Raw genomic sequence first — 20,132 nt, forward strand, 5'->3', positions numbered from 1 at the left:
GGCGGCGCACGGCGGCCGCGCACGGCGACGGGCGGACGGCGCCTCAAAAAGCACCGTCCGCCCGCGTGTTGGGCAGAGCCCGACCAGGAGTGACGAAGTCTCCGCTACGAGACCACGGCGGGGTCGGCCGGTTTGGCCACCCGCTCGGCGTTGCCCTCGTCCCCGACGGCGATACCGCGCCGCTTGGAGACGTAGACAGCGCCGATGATGATCGCGATGGCGAGCCCCGCGATCAGCACGCGCATTCCGACACTGGCATCGTCCCCGTAGCTGAACTTGATGACCGCGGGCGCGATGAGCAGCGCCACCAGGTTCATCACCTTCAGCAGGGGGTTGATCGCCGGACCCGCGGTGTCCTTGAACGGGTCGCCGACCGTGTCACCGATGACGGTCGCGGCGTGCGCCTCGCTTCCCTTGCCGCCGTGGTGGCCGTCCTCGACGAGTTTCTTGGCGTTGTCCCAGGCACCGCCGGAGTTGGCGAGGAAGACCGCCATGAGGGTGCCCGTGCCGATCGCGCCGGCGAGGAACGAGCCGAGCGCGCCGACGCCGAGCGAGAACCCGACCGCGATCGGGGTGAGTACGGCGAGCAGACCCGGCGTGGCCAGCTCGCGCAGCGCGTCCTTGGTGCAGATGTCGACGACGCGCCCGTACTCGGGCTCCTCGGTGTAGTCCATGATCCCGGGGTGCTCGCGGAACTGCCGCCGCACCTCGTAGACCACGGCTCCCGCCGACCGCGACACCGCGTTGATCGCGAGCCCCGAGAAGAGGAAGACGACCGCGGCGCCGAGGATGAGCCCCACCAGGTTGTTGGGCTGTGAGATGTCCATCACGAGGTTCATCGGCGCGCCGTCGCCCAGTTTCTCGCCGACGTCCTTGGCCGCTTCCGCGATGGCGTCGCGGTACGACCCGAAGAGCGCCGACGCCGCGAGGACCGCGGTCGCGATGGCGATGCCCTTGGTGATGGCCTTGGTGGTGTTGCCGACGGCGTCCAGGTCGGTGAGCACCTGCGCGCCCGCGCCCTCGACGTCGCCGGACATCTCCGCGATGCCCTGCGCGTTGTCGGAGACGGGTCCGAAGGTGTCCATGGCGACGATGACGCCGACCGTGGTCAGCAGTCCCGTACCGGCGAGCGCGACCGCGAACAGGGCGAGCATGATCGACGTACCGCCGAGCAGGAACGCCCCGTACACGCCGAGCCCGATCAGGAGCGCGGTGTAGACGGCCGATTCCAGACCGAGCGAGATACCGGCGAGGACCACGGTGGCCGGGCCGGTGAGCGAGGTCTTCCCGATGTCCTGGACGGGACGCCGGTTGGTCTCGGTGAAGTAGCCGGTGAGCTGCTGGATCAGCGCGGCCATCACGATGCCGATGGCCACGGCGACGAGCGCGAGGATCCGCGGATCGCCGTCGTGGCCCTTGATCGCCGCGTCCGTGACGCCGTCCAGGTCCGTGTACGAGGACGGCAGGTACGCGAAGACGGCCGCGGCCACGAGCGCGAGCGAGATGAACGCGGAGATGAAGAACCCGCGGTTGATGGCGCTCATGCCGCTGCGGTCGGAGCGCCGGGGCGCCACCGCGAAGATGCCGATCATCGCCGTCACGACACCGATGGCCGGGACGATCAGCGGGAAGGCGAGCCCGGAGTCGCCGAACGCCACCTTCCCGAGGATCAGCGCGGCGACCAGCGTCACGGCGTACGACTCGAAGAGGTCGGCGGCCATACCGGCACAGTCGCCGACGTTGTCGCCCACGTTGTCGGCGATGGTCGCGGCATTGCGCGGATCGTCCTCCGGAATGCCCTGCTCGACCTTGCCGACCAGGTCGGCGCCGACGTCGGCGGCCTTGGTGAAGATGCCACCGCCGACACGCATGAACATCGCGATCAGCGCCGCGCCGAGGCCGAAGCCTTCGAGCACCTTCGGCGCGTCGGCCGCGTAGACGAGCACCACACAGGAGGCGCCCAGAAGACCGAGCCCCACCGTGAACATGCCGACTACGCCGCCCGTGCGGAAAGCGATCTTCATGGCCTTGTGCGAGACGGCGGTGAGATCCTTTTCCGGCTCGCCTTCCGCCGGTGTGGCCTCTCGGGCGGCGGCCGCGACGCGCACATTGCTGCGTACGGCGAGCCACATACCGATATAGCCGGTGGTCGCCGAGAACGCCGCACCGATCAAGAAGAAGATCGATCGTCCGGCGCGCTGATTCCAGTCGTCCGCGGGCAGCAGCATGAGCAGGAAGAACACCACGACGGCGAATACGCCGAGAGTGCGCAACTGTCGCCCCAGATAGGCATTGGCGCCCTCCTGGACCGCTGCCGCGATCTTCTTCATGCTGTCGGTGCCCTCGCCTGCCGCGAGCACCTGGCGGACCAGTACGCCCGCGACGACGAGCGCCGCGAGTGCGACGGCCGCGACGACCATCACGATGAGGCGATTGTCATCTGTCAGGACTGCGGCTGCGAAGGTTGAGGGGTGGTCAAACTGATGAGGGGTAGAAAGCCCCGCCATTCGTCCTCCTTGACGCTTGGGCTGAGCTCAAGATGTGGACGGATTGTAGGGAGCGGAACCTGATCAAAACAGAGCGCCACAAACGGAATTGACCTGAGATTGCTTCTCAGCAAATGATCGCGCTCAAGGATTGACCCCAAAAGCGGTAATGCCTCAAAACCGTTGACGCCGTCTCGTCGATCTAGACAAATAACTGATCAGAAAAAGAAAAGGCCCAGTTCACCGTGGTGCCGGACGTCCCCCGGGGGACCGCGAACGGGAGCGCGACGGGGCGGCGGGGCGCTGCGGGGCGGTGGGGAGGCGCGGCGCGGGGAGGCCCGGGGAGGATTCGGCGAGTGCCCGGGGCGGATGGGGCCGGGAAGATGCCTGGAAGAGGCCGGTTCGTCGGTCGCCGGGGCGTCGGGGTGTCGGGCGGCTGAGCGAGGAACCGGGCTCGAATGGGGCCGGAACAGGACGGGAGCGCGGCCGGAACGGTGTCGCGCGGGGCGGGAACGGGTCCAGGAAGGTGCCCAGGAGGTACGCAGGGGGGTGCCCAGGAGGTACGCAGGGATGTGCTCAGGAGGTATCCGGGGAGGTATCCAGGAGGGTTCCAGGAAGGTGGGGAGCCCGCCGGGCGTGTCCGGGGCAGGCGGGTGGCCCGGAACGGGTCAGGTCGGGCGTGCCGGATCGCGTGAGGTCAGGTCGAGGCGGGTCGGATCGAAGCGGGTCGGATCGAGGCGCGCCGGATCGAGACAGGTCGCGTCGAGACCGGTCAGATCGAGGCGGGCCGGATGTGAGGCCGGATGTGAGGGCGGCCCGTCGGATATGAGGCGGGGCAGATGTGAGGCCGGTCGGGTATGAGGCCAGCCGGAGACGAGGCGAGTCGGGCCGAGACCCGTCAGGGGACGAGCGGCGCCGGGGTCGTCGGCCAGGTCATGCGGATGAGGCCGCCGAACTCGCCGGCCGTTACCTCCACGTCGTCGACGAGACCGCTGATGACCGCGAGGCCCATCTCGTCCTCGCCCTCCGCGTCGTCGCCGTCGCCGAGCCCCACGCCGGGTGCCCGGTCACCGGGTGCCGCACGGGGAGCCTCGTCGCCGACCTCGATGGAGAACTGCTTCTCGTCCTCGATCAGCGCCACCCGCACCGGCTCCGTCACACCGCTGCTCTGATGCAGCCCGACGGCGCGCGTGCAGGCCTCGCCGACCGCGAGCCTGACCTCGTCGAGAACGGCCTCGTCCACTCCGGCCCTGCGCGCCACCGCGGCCGCCACGAGGCGGGCGGTCCTGACGTGCTCGGGCAGCGCGCTGAAGCGGAGTTCAACGGTGGCCATGCATCCCCCTCGACATACACACGTGCTGTCAGGGGGCCGGGCCGCAGGCCCGGTCCCCTGCTGTACTGCCAACCCCGGGCCCAGGGCCCGGGAGGTTCCGGCTTCCGGTCGACCGCCACTCAGTCGGTGGCGGCGACCGCTTCCTCGACCGAGGTGTGAATGGGGAACACCTTGGTCAGACCGGTGATGCGGAAGATCTTCAGAATGCGCTCCTGGTTGCAGACCAGGCGCAGCGAGCCCTCATGAGCACGCACCCGCTTCAGGCCGCCGACCAGCACGCCGAGCCCGGTGGAGTCGAGGAAGTCCACGCCCTCCATGTCGACGACAAGATGAAAACTGCCGTCGTTCACCAGCTCGACCAACTGCTCGCGCAGCTTGGGCGCGGTATATACATCGATTTCGCCACCGACCTCGACGACCGTACGATCGCCGACGGTACGGGTCGACAGGGACAGGTCCACGGATCCTCCAGCACCTTGCTATCGAGCGGTCATCCCTCGGGACACCTCGGCAGAGCCCCCAGGACGGATCGCCAGCCGCGATGGCATTCAATCACTTACTGGTAGGCGTGCACGACGCCTTGGGACCATTGTCCATCCCGCCAGTGACACACTCGATGCCGATGGCCAAAATTTCCTCGCCCGGAGGGCCCTCTGCGGGCGCCCCGGCACACACGTCCCCGCGGACCGTCCTTGACCGGCTCACCGCGGGGCCGAGCCGTGCATCGCGCGTCACTCATACGGAGCACTTGCCCCCACGTGAGGCCCGGTATGCAGTCTGGCCCGACCGCATCCGTCCCGAGGTCATATCCGCCGTCCGGGCCGCGGGCATCGAGCACCCCTGGGCCCATCAGGCGCTGGCCGCCGAGTACGCCCTGGACGGCGAATCCGTGGTCGTCGCCACCGGCACCGCGTCCGGCAAGTCCCTGGCCTATCTCACCCCGGTGCTCTCCGCCCTCCTCGACGGCTCCGATGCCCCCAACGGCCGCGGCACCACCGCCCTGTACCTCGCCCCCACCAAGGCCCTCGCCGCCGACCAGCGCCGGGCCGTCCGCGAGCTGGCGGGCCCGCTCGGCAAGGCGGTGCGCCCCGCCGTGTACGACGGCGACACCCCGTTCGAGGAACGCGAGTGGGTCCGCCAGTACGCCAACTACGTCCTGACCAACCCCGACATGCTGCACCGCGGGATCCTCCCCTCCCACCCCCGCTGGTCCGCCTTCCTGCGCGCCCTGCGCTACGTCGTCATCGACGAGTGCCACACCTACCGCGGCGTCTTCGGCTCCCACGTCGCCCAGGTCCTGCGCCGACTGCGCCGACTCTGCGCCCGCTACGGCTCCGAGCCCGTCTTCCTCCTCGCCTCCGCCACGTCCGCCGACCCCGCCGCGTCCGCGGAGCGCCTCACCGGCGTGCCCGTGCGGGAGGTCGCCGACGACGCCTCACCCCGCGGCGACCTCGTCTTCGCCCTCTGGGAACCCCCGCTCACCGAACTCCACGGCGAGAAGGGCGCCCCCGTCCGCCGCACCGCCACCGCCGAGACCGCGGACCTGCTCACCGACCTCACCGTCCAAGGCGTCCGCTCCGTCGCCTTCGTACGTTCCCGGCGCGGCGCCGAACTGATCGCGGTCATCGCCCAGGAACGCCTCGCCGAGGTCGACCGCTCGCTGCCCCGGCGCGTCGCCGCCTATCGCGGCGGCTACCTCCCGGAGGAACGCCGCGCCCTGGAACGCGCCCTGCACTCCGGCGAGCTCCTCGGCCTCGCCGCCACCACCGCCCTCGAACTCGGGGTGGACGTCTCGGGGTTGGACGCCGTCATCATCGCGGGCTACCCGGGTACGCGGGCCTCCCTCTGGCAGCAGGCCGGCCGCGCGGGCCGGTCGGGCCAGGGCGCCCTGGCCGTCCTCGTCGCCCGCGACGACCCGCTGGACACCTACCTCGTCCACCATCCCGAGGCGCTGTTCCAGCAGCCCGTGGAGTCCACGGTCCTCGACCCCGACAACCCGTACGTCCTCGCTCCCCACCTCTGCGCCGCCGCCTCAGAACTCCCCCTCGTGGAGGAGGACTTCGCACTCTTCGGACCCACCACCGAGGAACTCCTCCCCCAGCTCGAGGCCGCGAAGCTGCTCCGTCGCCGCACGAAGGCCTGGCACTGGACCCGCCGGGAGCGGGCCGCCGACCTCACCGACATCCGCGGCGAGGGCGGAAAGCCCGTCCAGATCGTCGAGGAGGGCACGGGCCGACTGCTCGGCACGGTCGACGCGTCCGCGGCCCACACCACCGTCCACGAAGGCGCCGTCCACCTCCATCAAGGGCTCACGTATCTCGTGCGCCACCTCGATCTGGAGGACTCGGTGGCCTTGGTCGAAGAGGCCGTACCGCCCTACTCCACGACCGCCCGCGACACCACGGCGATCTCCATCCTGGAGACGGACACCGAGGTCCCCTGGGGCGCCGGGCGCCTCTGCTACGGCTCCGTCGAAGTCACCAACCAAGTCGTCTCCTTCCTGCGTCGCAAACTCATCACCGGCGAAGTGCTCGGCGAGACGAAGCTGGACCTCCCTCCGCGCACCCTCCGTACGCGGGCCGTGTGGTGGACGGTGACCGAGGACCAACTGGACGCCGCCCGCGTCAATCCCGAGATCCTCGGCGGTGCGCTGCACGCCGCCGAGCACGCGTCCATCGGCATGCTGCCGCTGTTCGCCACGTGTGACCGATGGGACATCGGCGGGGTCTCCATACCGCTGCATCCGGACACGCTCCTTCCCACGGTCTTCGTGTACGACGGCCACCCCGGCGGGGCGGGCTTCGCCGAGCGCGCGTTCCACACGGCGCGTGAATGGCTGACGGCCACGCGAGAGGCGATCGCCTCCTGCGAGTGCGAGGCGGGCTGCCCTTCGTGCATCCAGTCCCCCAAGTGCGGCAACGGCAACGATCCGCTGCACAAGCGGGGCGCGGTGCGGTTGCTTTCGGTGTTGCTGAGGGACGCGGGGGCGTAGGCGGCTGCGCTTTGGCGGGGGCGGGGGCGTGGGCGGCTGCGCTGTGGCGGGGGCGTGGGCGGCTGCGCTTTGGCGGGGGCGCCTTGTGTGCTTCTGGGGGGGGAGGCGTGGGCGGCTGAGCGTTGAGTGGGGGCGCCTTGTGTGCGGTGGGTGGGGCGGGGCCGCGGGGGTATGTGCGTACTCGCTATCCCTGCGTCGCGCTGCACGGACAAAGACGCCAGAGCATGCTCGGTGCTCCGTTCGCACATACCCCCACGTCCCCTCGGGCCGTTCGGCGGCAGACAGGCCGGTGGGGGTGCCTGGCTCCCGCGGGCGGCCCGGCGGGGGGAACCCCGCTCCCGCAGACGGCCCAGCGGGGGCAAACCCCCACCCACCCGCCGCGACTCCCGTGACCCGGTGGGCCCCCGGCCCACCCGCCCCTACTCCCGCCGCACATCGCGGGGCAAACGGGTGGGTGGGTGGGATCAATCCGCCGCGGAGCGGCGGTCCTGTTCGTACCGCCACGGGGGAATCGGGGGAGACACCCACCCAGCAGCCCCCCGCGCCCCCTCGCCGAGGGCAAGACGGCGGGACGCCCCCGTACCGGCAAAGGCACGGCCCGCGGAGGCGGATGGCCCGGGCCTGCCCGGGACCTCACCTTGGCGGAGAAAGGGCCGGCCGAAGAGGCCGCCACGACCTCGGAGACCTGCCCACGCAACACGCACCGCAGGACCCGCGCCCCCTGCTCCTCGGCCACGCGAACCGCTCCCTCACACGCCTGGGAGGAACCTCCCGCCCACCGATCCGCCGCGGCCAGCGCCGCCAGATCCGCCGCACCGCCCGCCCGGTGCCTGGCCACGACGGCCTGCGCCATCGCGAGCACCGCACCGCAGACCACGCCGAGCACGGCCATCACGACCACCACCCACACGGTGGCCGCCCCGCGATCCCCGCCCTCTCCGCGCCATCGTCCGGCCCTCATACGTCCACCCCCACCGTCTCCTCCGCCAACGCCACCGCCTCAGCCCGCAGACGCAGCCCCAGACCGAGCACCGCGAGGCCCGGCGGGGCCGCCGCCACCTCGACCCGCACCAGGTCGCCCTCATGCCGTACGGAGACGCTGGCCCCGCGCGGCGCCGCCTGGTGTGCCGCCGCCACGGCTGCGCTCTCGGGGTCCTGCCGGGCCGCGGCCCGGGCTCCGGCCCGAGCCGCGTCCACGCACTGGATCTGCGCGGATGCCGCCAGCACCGTCCAGATCAGCGCCATGGTGAACAGCACCAGCGTCGGCAGCACCACGGCCGCCTCCGCCGTCACGAACCCCCGGTCCGAGAAGGCCGATCGGTCCCGGCGTCGGGCGCTCCGGACCCCTCGCTCCACTTCAGAACGGGACATCGAGCGCCTTCTCCACGACCGCCTGCAACGCCGCCTTGACCTGCCCGCTCGTCACCACTTTGTAGAGCAGCCCGGCGAAGCCCACCGCCGCGATCAGGCCCATCGCGTACTCGGACGTGACCATCCCCGCGTCCCCGTCCGGCGAACCGGCCCGCCGCCTCAGCCCTCGCAGCCCCACGAGGCTCCACGGACGCCGAGGCCGTTCCGGCGTGAGCTCTCGTTGGGGCGCGGCCCCTCGCGTCTTCTCTCCCTGCATCTTCTTCCCCCGCATTTCAACCTCCTTGAGAATTACCTCTGTTGCTGGCCAGCTGTTGCTGGACAGTGCCGCCGTTCAGCCCGTTTTCAGCAGCCCCTCCGCCATCCCGATCACCACCGGCAGCACCCCGACCGCGACGAACGCCGGCAGGAAGCACAGGCCCACGGGTGCCGTCATCAGGACTGCCGCCCGGCGCGCCCCGGCCGTCGCCGCCCGGCCCCACTCCGCCCTGGCGTCCGCTGCGAGGCGGGCCACCGGCGCCGCGGCCGGCGCTCCGGACTCGCCGGCCCGTTCCAGGAGCCGGGCCAGCGGAGCGGCGCCAGGCACCGCTCCCAACTGGCGCCATGCTTCGGCGGGTTCGCCGCCCAACCGCACTTCCGCCGCGCCGCGCGCCAGTCGTGCGCCGACCGGGCCCCGCAGGGACTCCCCCACGGCCTGAGCGGCCGCCACCGGACTCGCCCCCGCGGCCACGCACGCCGCCAAGAGGTCGGCCGCCAAGGGGAGTTGTCTGGAGGCCTCGGCTGCCGCGTTCTCCTCATCCGGGTCGCCTTGCGGGCCGCCTCCCGGGTGGTGTGGGGAAGCACGCGTCCGCTGGATGCGGCGCCAGGTGCCATAGCCGACCGCCGCAGCAGCCAACAGGCCCAAGACTCCGCCCAGCAGGGCGTAGGCAGCGCTCGCCGTGCCTGCCGTCAGCAGCCAGTGCCGTGCCCATGGCCAGTGGCTCGGGGCTCGTGGTCGGCGGCGGGTGGGCGGGCCCTCCTTGTCCAGCGTCCGTCCTGCCCGCCGCCGCAGTCGTCGCTCACCTCGTGCGGCCAGCACCGTCAACGCCAGCCAGAGCACCGCCGCCGCATCCCACACGGCTACCCCCAGGCTGTGGACAACGTTCACCGCTCCTCCGCCCCTCGTACGATCCGCAGCGCCCACCACGCCCCGGCGGCCTCCAGCGCTCCGCCCGCCGCCAGGCACACGAGCCCCGGCCCCGTGTGGAACAGCACCCGCAGCGGTTGCGCCCCCAGCGCACTGCCCATCAGCAGTCCCAGGGCGGGCAGCCCGGCGAGCATCACGGCGGTCGACCGGGCCCCCGCCAACTGGGCCCGCAGGTCGGCCCGCTGGTCGCGCTCCGCACGAAGCGCCCCCTCCAGCCGTTCCAGCCCCGCGGCGAGCCCCGCGCCGCGATCCACCGCCACCCGCCAGCACGCCGCGAGCCCGAGCAGGCCTTCGGCGCCCGGCTCCCGGGCCGCTTCTCGCAGCGCCCCCGGCACATCCCCGCCGAACCGCGCCGCCGCCAACACAGCGCTCCGCGAAACCCCGGCACCCGCACCCGCACCACCCTCGCCCGACCCGGCCTCGTCGAGCGCCAGGCGCAGCGCCTCCCCCGGTTGCCGACCCGCCCGTACCTCCCCCGCGAGCTCCCCGCAGAGCGCGATCACCTCGTCGCCACGCCGTTGCCGCCCCCTGCGCGCGTCACGGGCCCGCCGCACGCGCGCCGCCAGCGGCACCCCGGCCGCGCCCACCACCAGCGGCACCACGGACCGCGCAAGGATCGCGACCGCCACCCCGGCCGCCAGGCACCACCATTCGTGGCGTGCGCGGGCCGCTGCCCGCACCCGGTGCCAGGGCGAGGTCCGGCTCGTCAGCGGCTCGGCCGACCCGAGCAGTGATCGCAGTCGCCGGGCCTCCTGGTTCCTTCGGCCCATCAGCCAGGCAGCGCTACCCGCACACAGCGCCGCCGCCCACATCGAGGGAGTCACCTGGCATCACTCCAGGCCCCGTCCGCGAGCAAGGAGCTCAGCCGCTCCCAGCCCGGCTCCCGGGTGAACGCCGACCTGCCCCACCGCAGCGCCGGTACCGTCACCACCAGGCCGGACTCGGTCCGCTCCAGGACATGCACCTCGGCGATACGACGGCGACCCGCCCTGTCACGCACGAGATGGATCACCACGGACAGCGCGGCCGCCAACTGACTGTGGAGAGCCGCCCGGTCGAGTCCCGCAGCCGTCCCCAAGGCCTCCAGACGGGCCGGCACGCCCCCCGCGGCGTTGGCATGAACCGTGCCGCAGCCGCCCTCGTGCCCGGTGTTCAGCGCGGCCAGCAGATGCACCACCTCCGCACCCCGCACCTCGCCGACGACGAGCCGGTCGGGCCGCATCCGCAACGCCTGTCGTACCAGGTCGTCCAGGCCGACGAGCCCCGCCCCCTCCTGGTTCGCGGGCCTGGACTCCAGCCGCACCACGTGGGGGTGCGCGGGCCTCAACTCCGCCGAGTCCTCGGCGAGAACGATCCGCTCCTTGGGACCGACCAGCCCCAGCAGCGCGCTCAGCAGGGTCGTCTTGCCGCTGCCGGTGCCCCCGCTGATGAGGAAGGACAGCCGGGCGTCGAGCAGCGCCCGCAGGAAGCCGTCGCCGCCGGGCGGCACCGTCCCCGCCGTGACCAGTTCCTCAAGGGTGAACGCCCTGGGCCGCACGACCCGCAGGGAGAGGCAGGTCGAGCCCACGGCCACCGGCGGCAGCACCGCGTGCAGCCGGGTGCCGTCCGGAAGGCGTGTGTCCACCCAGGGCCTCGCGTCGTCGAGGCGTCGGCCCGCCACGGCCGCGAGCCGCTGCGCGAGCCGCCGCACCGCGGCCGCGTCCCGGAAGGTGACGCCCGTGAGCTCCAGGCCGCCACCCCGGTCCACCCACACCCGGTCGGGCGCGGAGACCAGCACGTCGGTCACCGAGTCGTCCGCGAGCAGCGGCTCCAACGGGCCGGCGCCGACCAGCTCCGAGCGCAGTTGGGCGGCCGCGCCGAGGATTTCGGCGTCCCCGAGCACCCGGCCCTGGGCGCGCAGCGCCTCGGCGACCCGGGCCGGTGTCGGCTCCGTGCCGTTCTCCGCGAGCCATTGGCGAACCCCCTCCAGCATCCGGGCCCCGACCACCGCGCTCATACGCCCGCTCCCGCGGCGTCGGCCGGCAGCCGGTCCCAGAAGGTCGTACAGAACCGCGCCAGCGGTCCGCGCACCGCTCCGCCGGGTGGGGTCCCCGCTGCCTGCGCCGCCGCCAGTCCGGCCTCCCAGGGCACTTCGCCTGCCAGCGGCAGCCCGAGCAGGCGTGCGACCTCCTCCGGGTCGAGGCCCCCGGGCCCCGGTGTCCCCGCACCGTGCGAGACGAGCACCCGCAGGTCCCGGAGCGCCATGCCCGCCACCGAGGCCACCCGCCGCGCGCCCGCCACCGCCCGCAGCTCCGCGGGCACCACCAGCAGGCCGAGGTCGACCTGCGCGAGCGCCTCGGCGACTGCCTCGTCCACCCGGCGGGGCAGATCGACCACGACCACACCAGCACGCCGCCGGGCGGCACCGACGACCGCGCGCACGGCCTCCGGAGCGACCGTGACCGCCTCTCCCCGGTCCCAGCTCAGGACGCGCAGCGCATGCAGCTCGGGAAGCGATTCCTCCAGTGCTCCACCGCCGACCCTGCCGCGCGAGGCGGCGAACGCGGGCCAGCGGAGTCCCTCGGCGCTCTCGCCGCCCAGGAGCACGTCGAGGCCGCCGCCCAGCGGGTCCGCGTCGACGAGCATCGTGCGCCGCCCGGCGCGCGCCGCCGTGACCGCGAGGGCGCAGGCCAGCGTGGAAGCCCCGGCACCACCGCGGCCGCCGATGACGCCGACGGTGAGCGCGGGCCGTCCCACGCCCTCCGCCACGTCGGCGATGCGGTCCACGAGCCACTGCTCGCCGTCGGGCAGGAGCAGCACTTGGTCGGCGCCGATCTCCACCGCCCGCCGCCAGACGCCCGGGTCGTCCTGGTCCCGTCCGACCAGCACGACTCCACGCCGCCGCGCGGCCCCGCGGACCCGGTCCGCCGCGTCGTCCCCGACCAGGACGAGCGGGGCCGAGTCCCAGCTGTCCCTCCCCGAGGGACCTCCGTGGTGCACCTCCGGCAGCGCTCCGGCCGCGGCGCACAGCCGCAGCAGGTCGTCCAGCAGCTCCACGTCCTCCGTGACGATCAGCGGCCCGCCCTGCCGCGCACCGGTCGGCGCGGCCCCGTCACGCGAAATGACTCCACCCACGATCTCCATCCCCCTCACACCTCGTGCCCCTTGTGAATGCCTCGTCCCGTCTCCGCGAAGAGCCGGCACAAAGCAATCCGGCCCTGGACTTCGCGACTGGAACGGGCGGAATCAGCGTGCAGCGGTGTCGAAAATGGTGTGGATCTTGGTCAATAACTGTGGACAAGACGGTGCCTGTGAATATCCCGGTCACCCATACCAGTGACATCTCACGGACTTCGTGGCGACTTCCGCAGAGCAGTGTCTCGACTACACACAGTGACGGATCTTGGACAGGCCGAGCGGCGCTCAAGATGGCGACGAGGATCGCTCAAGGACTGGAAGAGGATCAGCGGAGGGTTCAAAAACCCATCCGGACATGCGACGACCCCCGCCGGGGGGGAGAGCGGGGGTCGTCCCCACGGTCCGACTCGGGGGGGGAGGAGCCAGACCGGGTTAGCACGGTCGCGAACGATCCGTGACTTCCATGGTGTACCCGAGAGCCTTCTCAGGCAAACCCACGCGCCTCAGCTTACGCCGAATGGTGGGCGCCTATGCTCGGCCTCGTGGAAAACCACTCCTTGCCTCGGACTGCCGCGTTCTTTGACCTGGACAAGACGGTCATTGCGAAGTCGAGCACGCTCACCTTCAGCAAGTCGTTCTACCAAGGTGGCCTGATCAACCGCAGAGCGGTACTGCGCACCGCGTACGCGCAGTTCGTCTTCCTCGCGGGCGGCGCGGACCACGACCAGATGGAGCGGATGCGCGAGTACCTGTCGGCGCTGTGCCGCGGCTGGAACGTGCAGCAGGTCAAGGAGATCGTCGCCGAGACCCTCCACGACCTGATCGACCCGATCATCTACGACGAGGCCGCCTCCCTCATCGAGGAGCACCACACGGCGGGCCGGGACGTCGTCATCGTCTCCACCTCGGGCGCCGAGGTCGTCGAGCCGATCGGTGAACTCCTCGGCGCGGACCGGGTGGTGGCGACCCGGATGGTGGTCGGGGACGACGGGTGCTTCACGGGTGAGGTGGAGTACTACGCGTACGGACCCACCAAGGCGGAGGCCATCAAGGAGCTCGCCCGGTCGGAGGGGTACGACCTCGACCGCTGCTACGCCTACAGCGATTCGGCCACCGACCTGCCGATGCTGCAGTCGGTCGGCCACCCCTTCGTGGTCAACCCGGACCGCGCACTGCGTCGCGAGGCCACCACGCGCGCGTGGCCGATCCTCGACTTCCACCGTCCGGTCCGCCTGAAGCAGCGCCTTCCCACGCCGCCCCGCCCCGCCGTCGTGGCGGCCGCCGCCGTGGGCGCGGCCGCGGCGACGGCGGGCCTCGTCTGGTTCGCCAGCCGACGCCGGGCGACGGCGAGCTGACCCAGGACGCGCCAGGCCGCGGGAGCCGGGCGGAGACCGGCCGGAAGCGCACGAAGCCCCCCGCGCCCGATTCACACCTGTTTGAACCTAAAAGTAAAGAAGTGTGGCCAGCACTTCCGCTTACCCGAGGACTGGAGTACAAAGGAGTCAACGGCCCGCGAGACCAAGGACATCCGAGAGGATCACCTTTAAACGCAGTAAGGCCCCACGGACCGAAGCATGAACACCGAGCACCCACGCGACGTCGACCCGTCGATTACGGGCCAGCCGCACCAGGTGACGGGCAACGTTCCCGACCTGATGGGCAACCTTCGAGGACGCTTGGTAACCCGGTGAACATGCCAGCGGCGGTACGGATTCCGTACCGCCGCAACCCTGTTCAGGCCCCCGCCGTGCCGTCTCAGGTTGCCCTAGGCCGCGCCGCGCTGCAGCGCCTCACACACCGCTGTGGATTCCCTGACGCCGAGCTCCAGCGCCTTGCCGCAGTGGGCGATCCAGGCCGCCATACCTTCCGGCCGTCCCGACGCGTAGCCGTCGAGGGCCGCGACGTAGGCCGCCCGCCCCAGCTCCGCGTACCCCGCCTCCGCCGGGCAGACCGACTTCGGGTCGAGGCCGCTGCCCACCAGGACGATGCGCTCGGCGGCCCGTGCGACGAGGCCGTTGTGCGAGCCGAAGGGGCGCAGGCTGAGCAGCTCACCGTGGACCACGGCGGCCGTCACGAGGGCCGGCGCCGAGCCGCCCGCGATGATCAGCTGCGAGAGGCCCTCCAGGCGGCCCGCCACCTCGTCCGCGTCCGGCAGGGGAAGCTCGACGAGGGGCTCGTCGACGGGCTCGCCGGCCAGCCGCGGGCGCCCCGCCTCGTCGGTGGAGTCGGCCGCGGCGACCAGGTGCAGGCGCGCCAGGACCCGCAGCGGCGACTGCCGCCAGATGGACAGGAGTTGACCGGCCTCGGCGGTCAGCCGCAGGGCCGCGCCGACCGTGCGCTCCTCGCCGTCGCCACTGAAGTCGCTGCGCCGGCGCACCTCTTCGAGCGCCCAGTCGGCGCCGGAGAGCGCCGCGGAGCCGCGGGCGCCGCGCAGCGCCGCCTCGGAGGTGATCTCGTTGCTGCGGCGCCGCATGATCCGGTGCCCGTAGACCCGGTCCACGGCCTTGCGGACGGAGTCCACGGAGTCGGCCACGCCCGGGAGGCCCCCGAGGGCCGCGAGCGGGTCTCCCATGCTCGAGCCGGATCCGGAGCCCGGGGAAGGATCAGCTGTCGTACTCATGAGTACGACCCTACGTACTCCCGGGCCGCCCTCCACGAAGGAGTGGTCTTCTTCACGCGGGTCGAGCACTCCACGTGCGCGAGCGGCTACTCTTCGTGGTTATGAAAATCGCTTTCGTAGGGAAGGGCGGCAGCGGCAAGACCACGCTGTCCTCGCTCTTCATCCGCCACCTCGCCGCCACCGGTGCCCCCGTCATCGCGGTGGACGCCGACATCAACCAGCACCTGGGGCCGGCCCTGGGCCTCGACGAGGCGACCGCCGCCGAGCTGCCCGCCCTGGGCGCGCGACTGCCCCTGATCAAGGAGTACCTGCGGGGCTCCAACCCACGGATCGCCTCCGCCGACACCATGATCAAGACGACGCCGCCCGGCGACGGCTCGCGGCTCCTGCGGCTGCGCGAGGACAACCCGGTGTACGACGCGTGTGCCCGCACCGTGGAACTGGACGACGCCGCCGTGCGTTTGATGGTCACCGGGCCGTTCACCGAAGCCGACCTCGGTGTCGCCTGCTACCACTCCAAGACGGGAGCGGTGGAGCTCTGCCTGAACCACCTGGTGGACGGCCGCGACGAGTACGCGGTCGTGGACATGACCGCAGGCTCGGACTCCTTCGCCTCCGGCATGTTCACGCGCTTCGACATGACGTTCCTGGTGGCCGAGCCGACGAAGAAGGGAGTCTCCGTCTATCGCCAGTACAAGGAGTACGCACGGGACTTCGGCGTCAGCCTCGCCGTCGTCGGCAACAAGGTGCAGGGCCAGGACGACGTGGACTTCCTGCGCGAGCAGGTCGGTGACGACCTCCTCGTGACGGTCGGGCACTCGGACTGGGTGCGCGCCATGGAGAAGGGGCACCCGCCGCGCTTCGAGCTCCTTGAGGACGACAACCGCCGCTCCCTGCAGGCGCTTCAGGACGCCGTCGACGCCTCGTACGAGCGACGGGACTGGGAGCGGTACACCCGCCAGATGGTCCACTTCCACCTGAAGAACGCGCAGAGCTGGGGGAACGAAAGGACCGGGGCCGACCTGGCTGCCCAGGTCGACCCCGACTTCGTACTGCGCGAGCGGATGACCGCGACGGCCTGAACAGGCCGCGGGGTGCTACTGCTTGACCGCCGGAGCGCCCGGGACACCCTTGGGAGCCGGTGCGGGCTGGGCGGAGAGGAACCTCGCCCAGCCCTCCTTCGGCGCCTTGCCGACCGGGAGCCCGGTCAGCTTCGCCAGCGTCTTCGGGTCCTGCGCGTCGAGCCAGTCAGCGAGTTGGCGGAAGGAGACACAGCGCACGCCGGGCTTGGTGCACACCCGGTCGACGGTCTCCTCGATGGCCCGCATGTACGTCCCGCCGTTCCAGGACTCGAAGTGGTTGCCGATGATCAGCGGCGCGCGGTTGCCCTTGTAGGCGCGCTTGAAGCCCTGGAGCAGGCCGTCCCGCATCTGGTCACCCCAGTACTCGTGCATGGACGGGTCGCCGTGCGACGTCGAGCCGGACTGATTGACCATGAAGTTGTAGTCCATGGTCAGCGTCTCGAACTTGCGGCCGGGGACCGGGACGAGCTGCATCGACAGGTCCCACAGCCCCTCCTTCTTCTTGGGCCAGACCTGGTTGTTGACGCCGCTGGTGTCGTAGCGGAAACCGAGCTCGCGGGCGGCCCGCATGAAGTTCTTCCGGCCCTCGAGGCACGGGGTGCGGGCCCCGACCAGCTCCTTGTCGTAGTCGAAGGGCAGGGGCTGGGCCTTCTTCAGGCCGGTGTTGGTCTTCCATGCCTTCACGAAGGACTTGGCCTGTCTGATCTCGCTCTTCCACTCCTCGACGGACCACTCGCCCACCCCGCGCCCGGCGCCGCAGAAGTGGCCGTTGAAGTGCGTGCCGACCTCGTTGCCCTCGAGCCAGGCGCCGCGGAGCTGCTCCACGGTGTCCTTGATTCCCTTGCGGTCGTTGAAGCCGATGTCCGAGCTGCCCGCCATGTGCTGCGGCGGCTTGTAGAGCCTGCGCTTGCCCTCCGGGAGCATGTACACGCCGCTCAGGAAGTACGTCATGTCGGCGTTGTTCCGCTTGGCGACCTTGCGGAAGTGGGAGAACAGCTTCTGGCTGTCCTCGCCCGCCCCGTCCCAGGAGAAGACCACGAACTGCGGCGGCTTCTGGCCCGGCTTCAGGCGGGCGGGCCGGGGCAGGTGCGGCTGCTTCCCGGTGAAGGACGTGGAGCCGTCGCCGATCATGCGGACGGGACTCTTGGGGGCCGGGGCTCCGGCGGCCTTCTTCGGGCCCCGCGCGCCCTTTTCGGCGCCGGAGCCGCTGTCGGCGCAGCCTGCCAGTACCGCTGTGCACGCCACGAGGGCGGTGAGGCTCGCGGCAATCCTCCGGGTGGCGGCCATCTTCCGCCCACCTTCTTCCGTGCAAGTAGGGACAGAACGGCCTCAACTTCACACGGAGCCCAAAATGTATTTGTACGACAAGCCGATAAGATTTTTTATTCACTCATCAGGGTGATTAGTTACCCCATTTGCGCCGAAAAGCCTTGGAAACCCTTTACTCTGGATTACGATCCGTTTACCGAGAGTTGAGAATCCCGCCGCTGCACGCCGTGACCCACGGCCGCGACCCGCCCTCCGGAGAACTCCGGGGGACCCCTTGTTCCGCGACCGCGCTGCCCCGGAGGAGACGGGAAACATGTCTGCTTGCGTCCCCACTCGCCCCACCGACTCGGCTCACACACCCCGCGCCAACAAGCCCCACGCCCCGCCGCCCGGCAAGAGGTTCCGTATCGCGGGCGCCGACCTGTCCGCATCGGTCGCCGTCTTCCTGATCGCCCTGCCGCTGTCCCTCGGCATCGCCCTCGCCACCGGGGCCCCGCTCCAGGCGGGCCTCGTCGCCGCCGCCGTCGGCGGCATCCTCGTCGGAGCGCTCGGCGGCTCGCCGCTCCAGGTCAGCGGCCCGGCCGCCGGACTGACCGTCGTCACCGCCGATCTCATCCAGCAGTACGGCTGGCGGACCACCTGCGCGATCACCGTCTTCGCCGGACTCGCCCAACTCGGCCTCGGCTGCGTGCGCGTGGCCCGCACCGCGCTCGCCGTCAGCCCCGCCGTCGTGCACGGCATGCTGGCCGGCATCGGCGTCACGATCGCGGTGGCACAGCTGCACATCGTGCTCGGCGGCACCCCGCAGAGCTCCGTGCTCGACAACATCAGTGCGCTGCCCGCCCAGTTGGCCGACCTCCACCCGGCCGCCCTGACGATCAGCGTGCTGACCCTGACGATCCTGCTGCTCTGGCCGCGGATCCCCGGGCGGGCGGGGCGCATCGCCCGGATCCTGCCCGCGGCCCTCGTCTCCGTCGCCGCCGCGACCGCCGCCGCCTCGCTCGGCGGGCTCGGGGTCGACAAGGTGGACCTGCCGTCCTGGCGCAGTCACGCACTGGCCGGGCTGCCGGACGGGCCCGTCCTCGGGCTCATCGCCGCCGTGCTCACCACCACCCTGGTGTGCAGCGTGCAGTCGCTCCTCGGTGCCGTCGCCGTCGACAAGGTCGTCGCCGGACAGCACGACCTGCACCAGGGCGTGCGCCGCTCCGACCTCGACCGCGAACTGCTCGGCCAGGGCGCGGCGAACATCGTGTCGGGCACCCTCGGCGGGCTCCCTGTCGCCGGTGTCGCCGTGCGCAGCATGGCCAATGTGCGCGCTGGAGCGGTCAGCAGGAACTCCACGATGCTGCACGGCGTTTGGGTAGTAGTGGCCGCGTTGCTCCTGGTCCCCGTCCTGGAGCTGATCCCGCTCGCGGCCCTCGCCGCCCTCGTCATGGCCGTCGGCATCCAGATGGTCAACCTCCACCACATCCGGACCGTCACCCGCCACCGCGAGATCCTCGTCTACGCCGTCACCACCCTCGGCGTCGTCGTCTTCGGTGTCCTCGAAGGGGTGGCGCTCGGCGTCGCCGTCGCCGTCGCCGTCTCGCTGCACCGGCTCGCCCGCACCCGGATCACCCACCGCGAGGTGGACGGCGTCCACCACGTGCGCGTGCGCGGGCAGTTGACCTTCCTCGCGGTGCCGCGGCTCAGCCGGACGCTGCACCTCGTCCCGCACGAGGCCCAGGTGATCGTGGAGCTGGACGGCTCCTTCATGGACCACGCGGCGTACGAATCGCTGCAGTGCTGGCAGGACGCGCATGCCGCGCACGGCGGCAGCGTCGAGATCACCGGCCGCTCCGGGATCCGTATCGCCGAGCCCGCCAGTACCGCGCACTCCTGCTGCCGGCCCTGGACCCCGTGGCGCAACCACCACTGCGACCGGCCGCAGGAGGACGAGCAGGCGGCGCGCCCCAGTTCGCATCAACTGGCGAGCGGGATCAGCGCGTTCCAGCGGAACACCGCGCCGCACGTGCGCGGCGAGCTCGCCCGGCTCGCCCGTGAGGGGCAGCGCCCCGCACAGCTCTTCCTGACCTGCGCGGACTCCCGGGTGGTCACCTCGATGATCACGTCGAGCGGCCCCGGCGACCTCTTCGTCGTACGCAACGTGGGCAATCTGGTGCCGATGCCGGGCGCCGAGAGCGGGGACGATTCGGTGGGCGCCGCGATCGAGTACGCGGTCGACGTGCTGCGGGTGCGGTCCATCACCGTCTGCGGGCACTCCGGGTGCGGTGCCATGCAGGCGCTGCTCAACACCCCGCCCGGCGGCGCCCAGACCCCGCTGAAGCGGTGGCTGCGGCACGGTCTGCCGAGCCTGGAGCGGATGGGCGCGCAGGACAGGTCATGGGCGCGCCTGGCCGGACGCGCGCCCGCCGACGCGGTCGAGCAGCTCTGCCTCACGAACGTGGTCCAGCAGTTGGAACACCTGAAGGCGCACGAGTCGGTGGCGCGCCGACTTGCCGAAGGTGATCTTGAGCTGCACGGTATGTACTTCCACGTCGGTGAGGCGCAGTCCTATCTGCTGACGGAGGGGACCGGCGCGGAGCAAGTGCCCGACGAAGTCTTCGATCAGGTGGCGCCCACAGCGCGGATCCAGGTCTAGCGGACGCCTCCCGAGTAAAGGTCTAAACCAATTTTCGG

The 20,132-nt window shown here is 71.5% G+C and carries 16 protein-coding genes; 4 read left to right on the forward strand and 12 right to left on the reverse strand.

The features are described 5' to 3' along the window. Positions 1-104: 104 nt before the first annotated feature. The 3 genes from ACZ69I_RS27210 to bldG all read right to left on the reverse strand — a co-directional run bounded on the left by ACZ69I_RS27210 (position 105) and on the right by bldG (position 4,280). Positions 105-2,507, reverse strand: a complete 2,403-nt coding sequence (locus ACZ69I_RS27210; RefSeq protein WP_470835223.1) for a sodium-translocating pyrophosphatase — start codon at positions 2,505-2,507, stop codon at positions 105-107. Positions 2,508-3,384: 877 nt separating this feature from the next. Then, a complete protein-coding gene (locus ACZ69I_RS27215) occupies positions 3,385-3,819 on the reverse strand; it encodes an ATP-binding protein (protein ID WP_470835224.1) in 435 nt (144 codons plus the stop codon). 119 nt (positions 3,820-3,938) lie between these two features. Further along, on the reverse strand, positions 3,939-4,280 hold the full coding sequence (gene bldG / locus ACZ69I_RS27220; protein ID WP_003975386.1) for an anti-sigma factor antagonist BldG: 342 nt from the start codon (positions 4,278-4,280) through the stop codon (positions 3,939-3,941). An 80-nt stretch (positions 4,281-4,360) separates the two neighbouring features. Between bldG and ACZ69I_RS27225 the strand changes: the two genes are divergently transcribed. Then, positions 4,361-6,811 (forward strand): DEAD/DEAH box helicase, encoded by a 2,451-nt coding sequence (locus tag ACZ69I_RS27225; protein ID WP_470835226.1) that lies wholly within the window; start codon positions 4,361-4,363, stop codon positions 6,809-6,811. 184 nt (positions 6,812-6,995) lie between these two features. Here ACZ69I_RS27225 and ACZ69I_RS27230 read toward each other — a convergent pair whose 3' ends face one another. The 7 genes from ACZ69I_RS27230 to ssd form a co-directional block, all read right to left on the reverse strand. Continuing rightward, positions 6,996-7,772: an Rv3654c family TadE-like protein gene (locus tag ACZ69I_RS27230; protein ID WP_470835227.1), complete on the reverse strand. Its 777-nt coding sequence runs from the start codon at positions 7,770-7,772 to the stop codon at positions 6,996-6,998. Continuing rightward, on the reverse strand, positions 7,769-8,182 hold the full coding sequence (locus tag ACZ69I_RS27235) for a TadE family type IV pilus minor pilin (protein WP_470835228.1): 414 nt from the start codon (positions 8,180-8,182) through the stop codon (positions 7,769-7,771). The genes ACZ69I_RS27230 and ACZ69I_RS27235 overlap by 4 nt, the downstream gene beginning before the upstream one ends. Then, positions 8,169-8,306 (reverse strand): DUF4244 domain-containing protein, encoded by a 138-nt coding sequence (locus tag ACZ69I_RS27240; RefSeq protein ID WP_355810965.1) that lies wholly within the window; start codon positions 8,304-8,306, stop codon positions 8,169-8,171. The genes ACZ69I_RS27235 and ACZ69I_RS27240 overlap by 14 nt, the downstream gene beginning before the upstream one ends. Positions 8,307-8,513: 207 nt before the next feature. After that, positions 8,514-8,936 carry a type II secretion system F family protein gene (locus ACZ69I_RS27245; RefSeq protein WP_470835230.1) on the reverse strand — a complete coding sequence of 141 codons (423 nt, stop codon included), beginning with the start codon at positions 8,934-8,936 and terminating at the stop codon, positions 8,514-8,516. 386 nt (positions 8,937-9,322) lie between these two features. After that, positions 9,323-10,135: a type II secretion system F family protein gene (locus ACZ69I_RS27250; RefSeq protein ID WP_470835232.1), complete on the reverse strand. Its 813-nt coding sequence runs from the start codon at positions 10,133-10,135 to the stop codon at positions 9,323-9,325. Between the two features lie 50 nt (positions 10,136-10,185). Beyond that, entirely contained in the window at positions 10,186-11,361 is a 1,176-nt protein-coding gene (locus ACZ69I_RS27255; protein ID WP_470835233.1) for a TadA family conjugal transfer-associated ATPase, read from the reverse strand. Next, the gene (gene ssd, locus ACZ69I_RS27260) at positions 11,358-12,488 is read right to left on the reverse strand and encodes a septum site-determining protein Ssd (RefSeq protein WP_470835234.1); all 1,131 of its coding nucleotides are present in this window, start codon (positions 12,486-12,488) and stop codon (positions 11,358-11,360) included. The genes ACZ69I_RS27255 and ssd overlap by 4 nt, the downstream gene beginning before the upstream one ends. A 524-nt stretch (positions 12,489-13,012) precedes the next feature. Here ssd and ACZ69I_RS27265 point away from each other — a divergent pair. Then, positions 13,013-13,837 carry an HAD family hydrolase gene (locus ACZ69I_RS27265; protein ID WP_470835236.1) on the forward strand — a complete coding sequence of 275 codons (825 nt, stop codon included), beginning with the start codon at positions 13,013-13,015 and terminating at the stop codon, positions 13,835-13,837. Between the two features lie 410 nt (positions 13,838-14,247). On the opposite strand, the gene ACZ69I_RS27270 is transcribed toward ACZ69I_RS27265, so the two are convergent. Further along, positions 14,248-15,102, reverse strand: a complete 855-nt coding sequence (locus ACZ69I_RS27270; RefSeq protein WP_467674158.1) for a Fic family protein — start codon at positions 15,100-15,102, stop codon at positions 14,248-14,250. A 101-nt stretch (positions 15,103-15,203) separates the two neighbouring features. On the opposite strand from ACZ69I_RS27270, the gene ACZ69I_RS27275 reads away from it, so the two are divergent. Next, positions 15,204-16,184, forward strand: coding sequence for an ATP-binding protein (locus ACZ69I_RS27275; protein WP_470835237.1), 981 nt, complete (start codon positions 15,204-15,206; stop codon positions 16,182-16,184). A 15-nt stretch (positions 16,185-16,199) separates the two neighbouring features. Here the strand turns inward: ACZ69I_RS27275 and ACZ69I_RS27280 are convergent, their stop codons facing one another. Beyond that, a complete protein-coding gene (locus ACZ69I_RS27280; protein WP_467674162.1) occupies positions 16,200-17,471 on the reverse strand; it encodes a polysaccharide deacetylase family protein in 1,272 nt (423 codons plus the stop codon). Between the two features lie 295 nt (positions 17,472-17,766). Here ACZ69I_RS27280 and ACZ69I_RS27285 point away from each other — a divergent pair, with 295 nt between their 5' ends. Further along, complete coding sequence (locus ACZ69I_RS27285) at positions 17,767-20,094, forward strand: bifunctional SulP family inorganic anion transporter/carbonic anhydrase (protein ID WP_470835239.1); 2,328 nt, start codon at positions 17,767-17,769, stop codon at positions 20,092-20,094. Positions 20,095-20,132: the final 38 nt, after the last annotated feature.

Source organism: Streptomyces sp. NPDC036815, assembly GCF_055609205.1.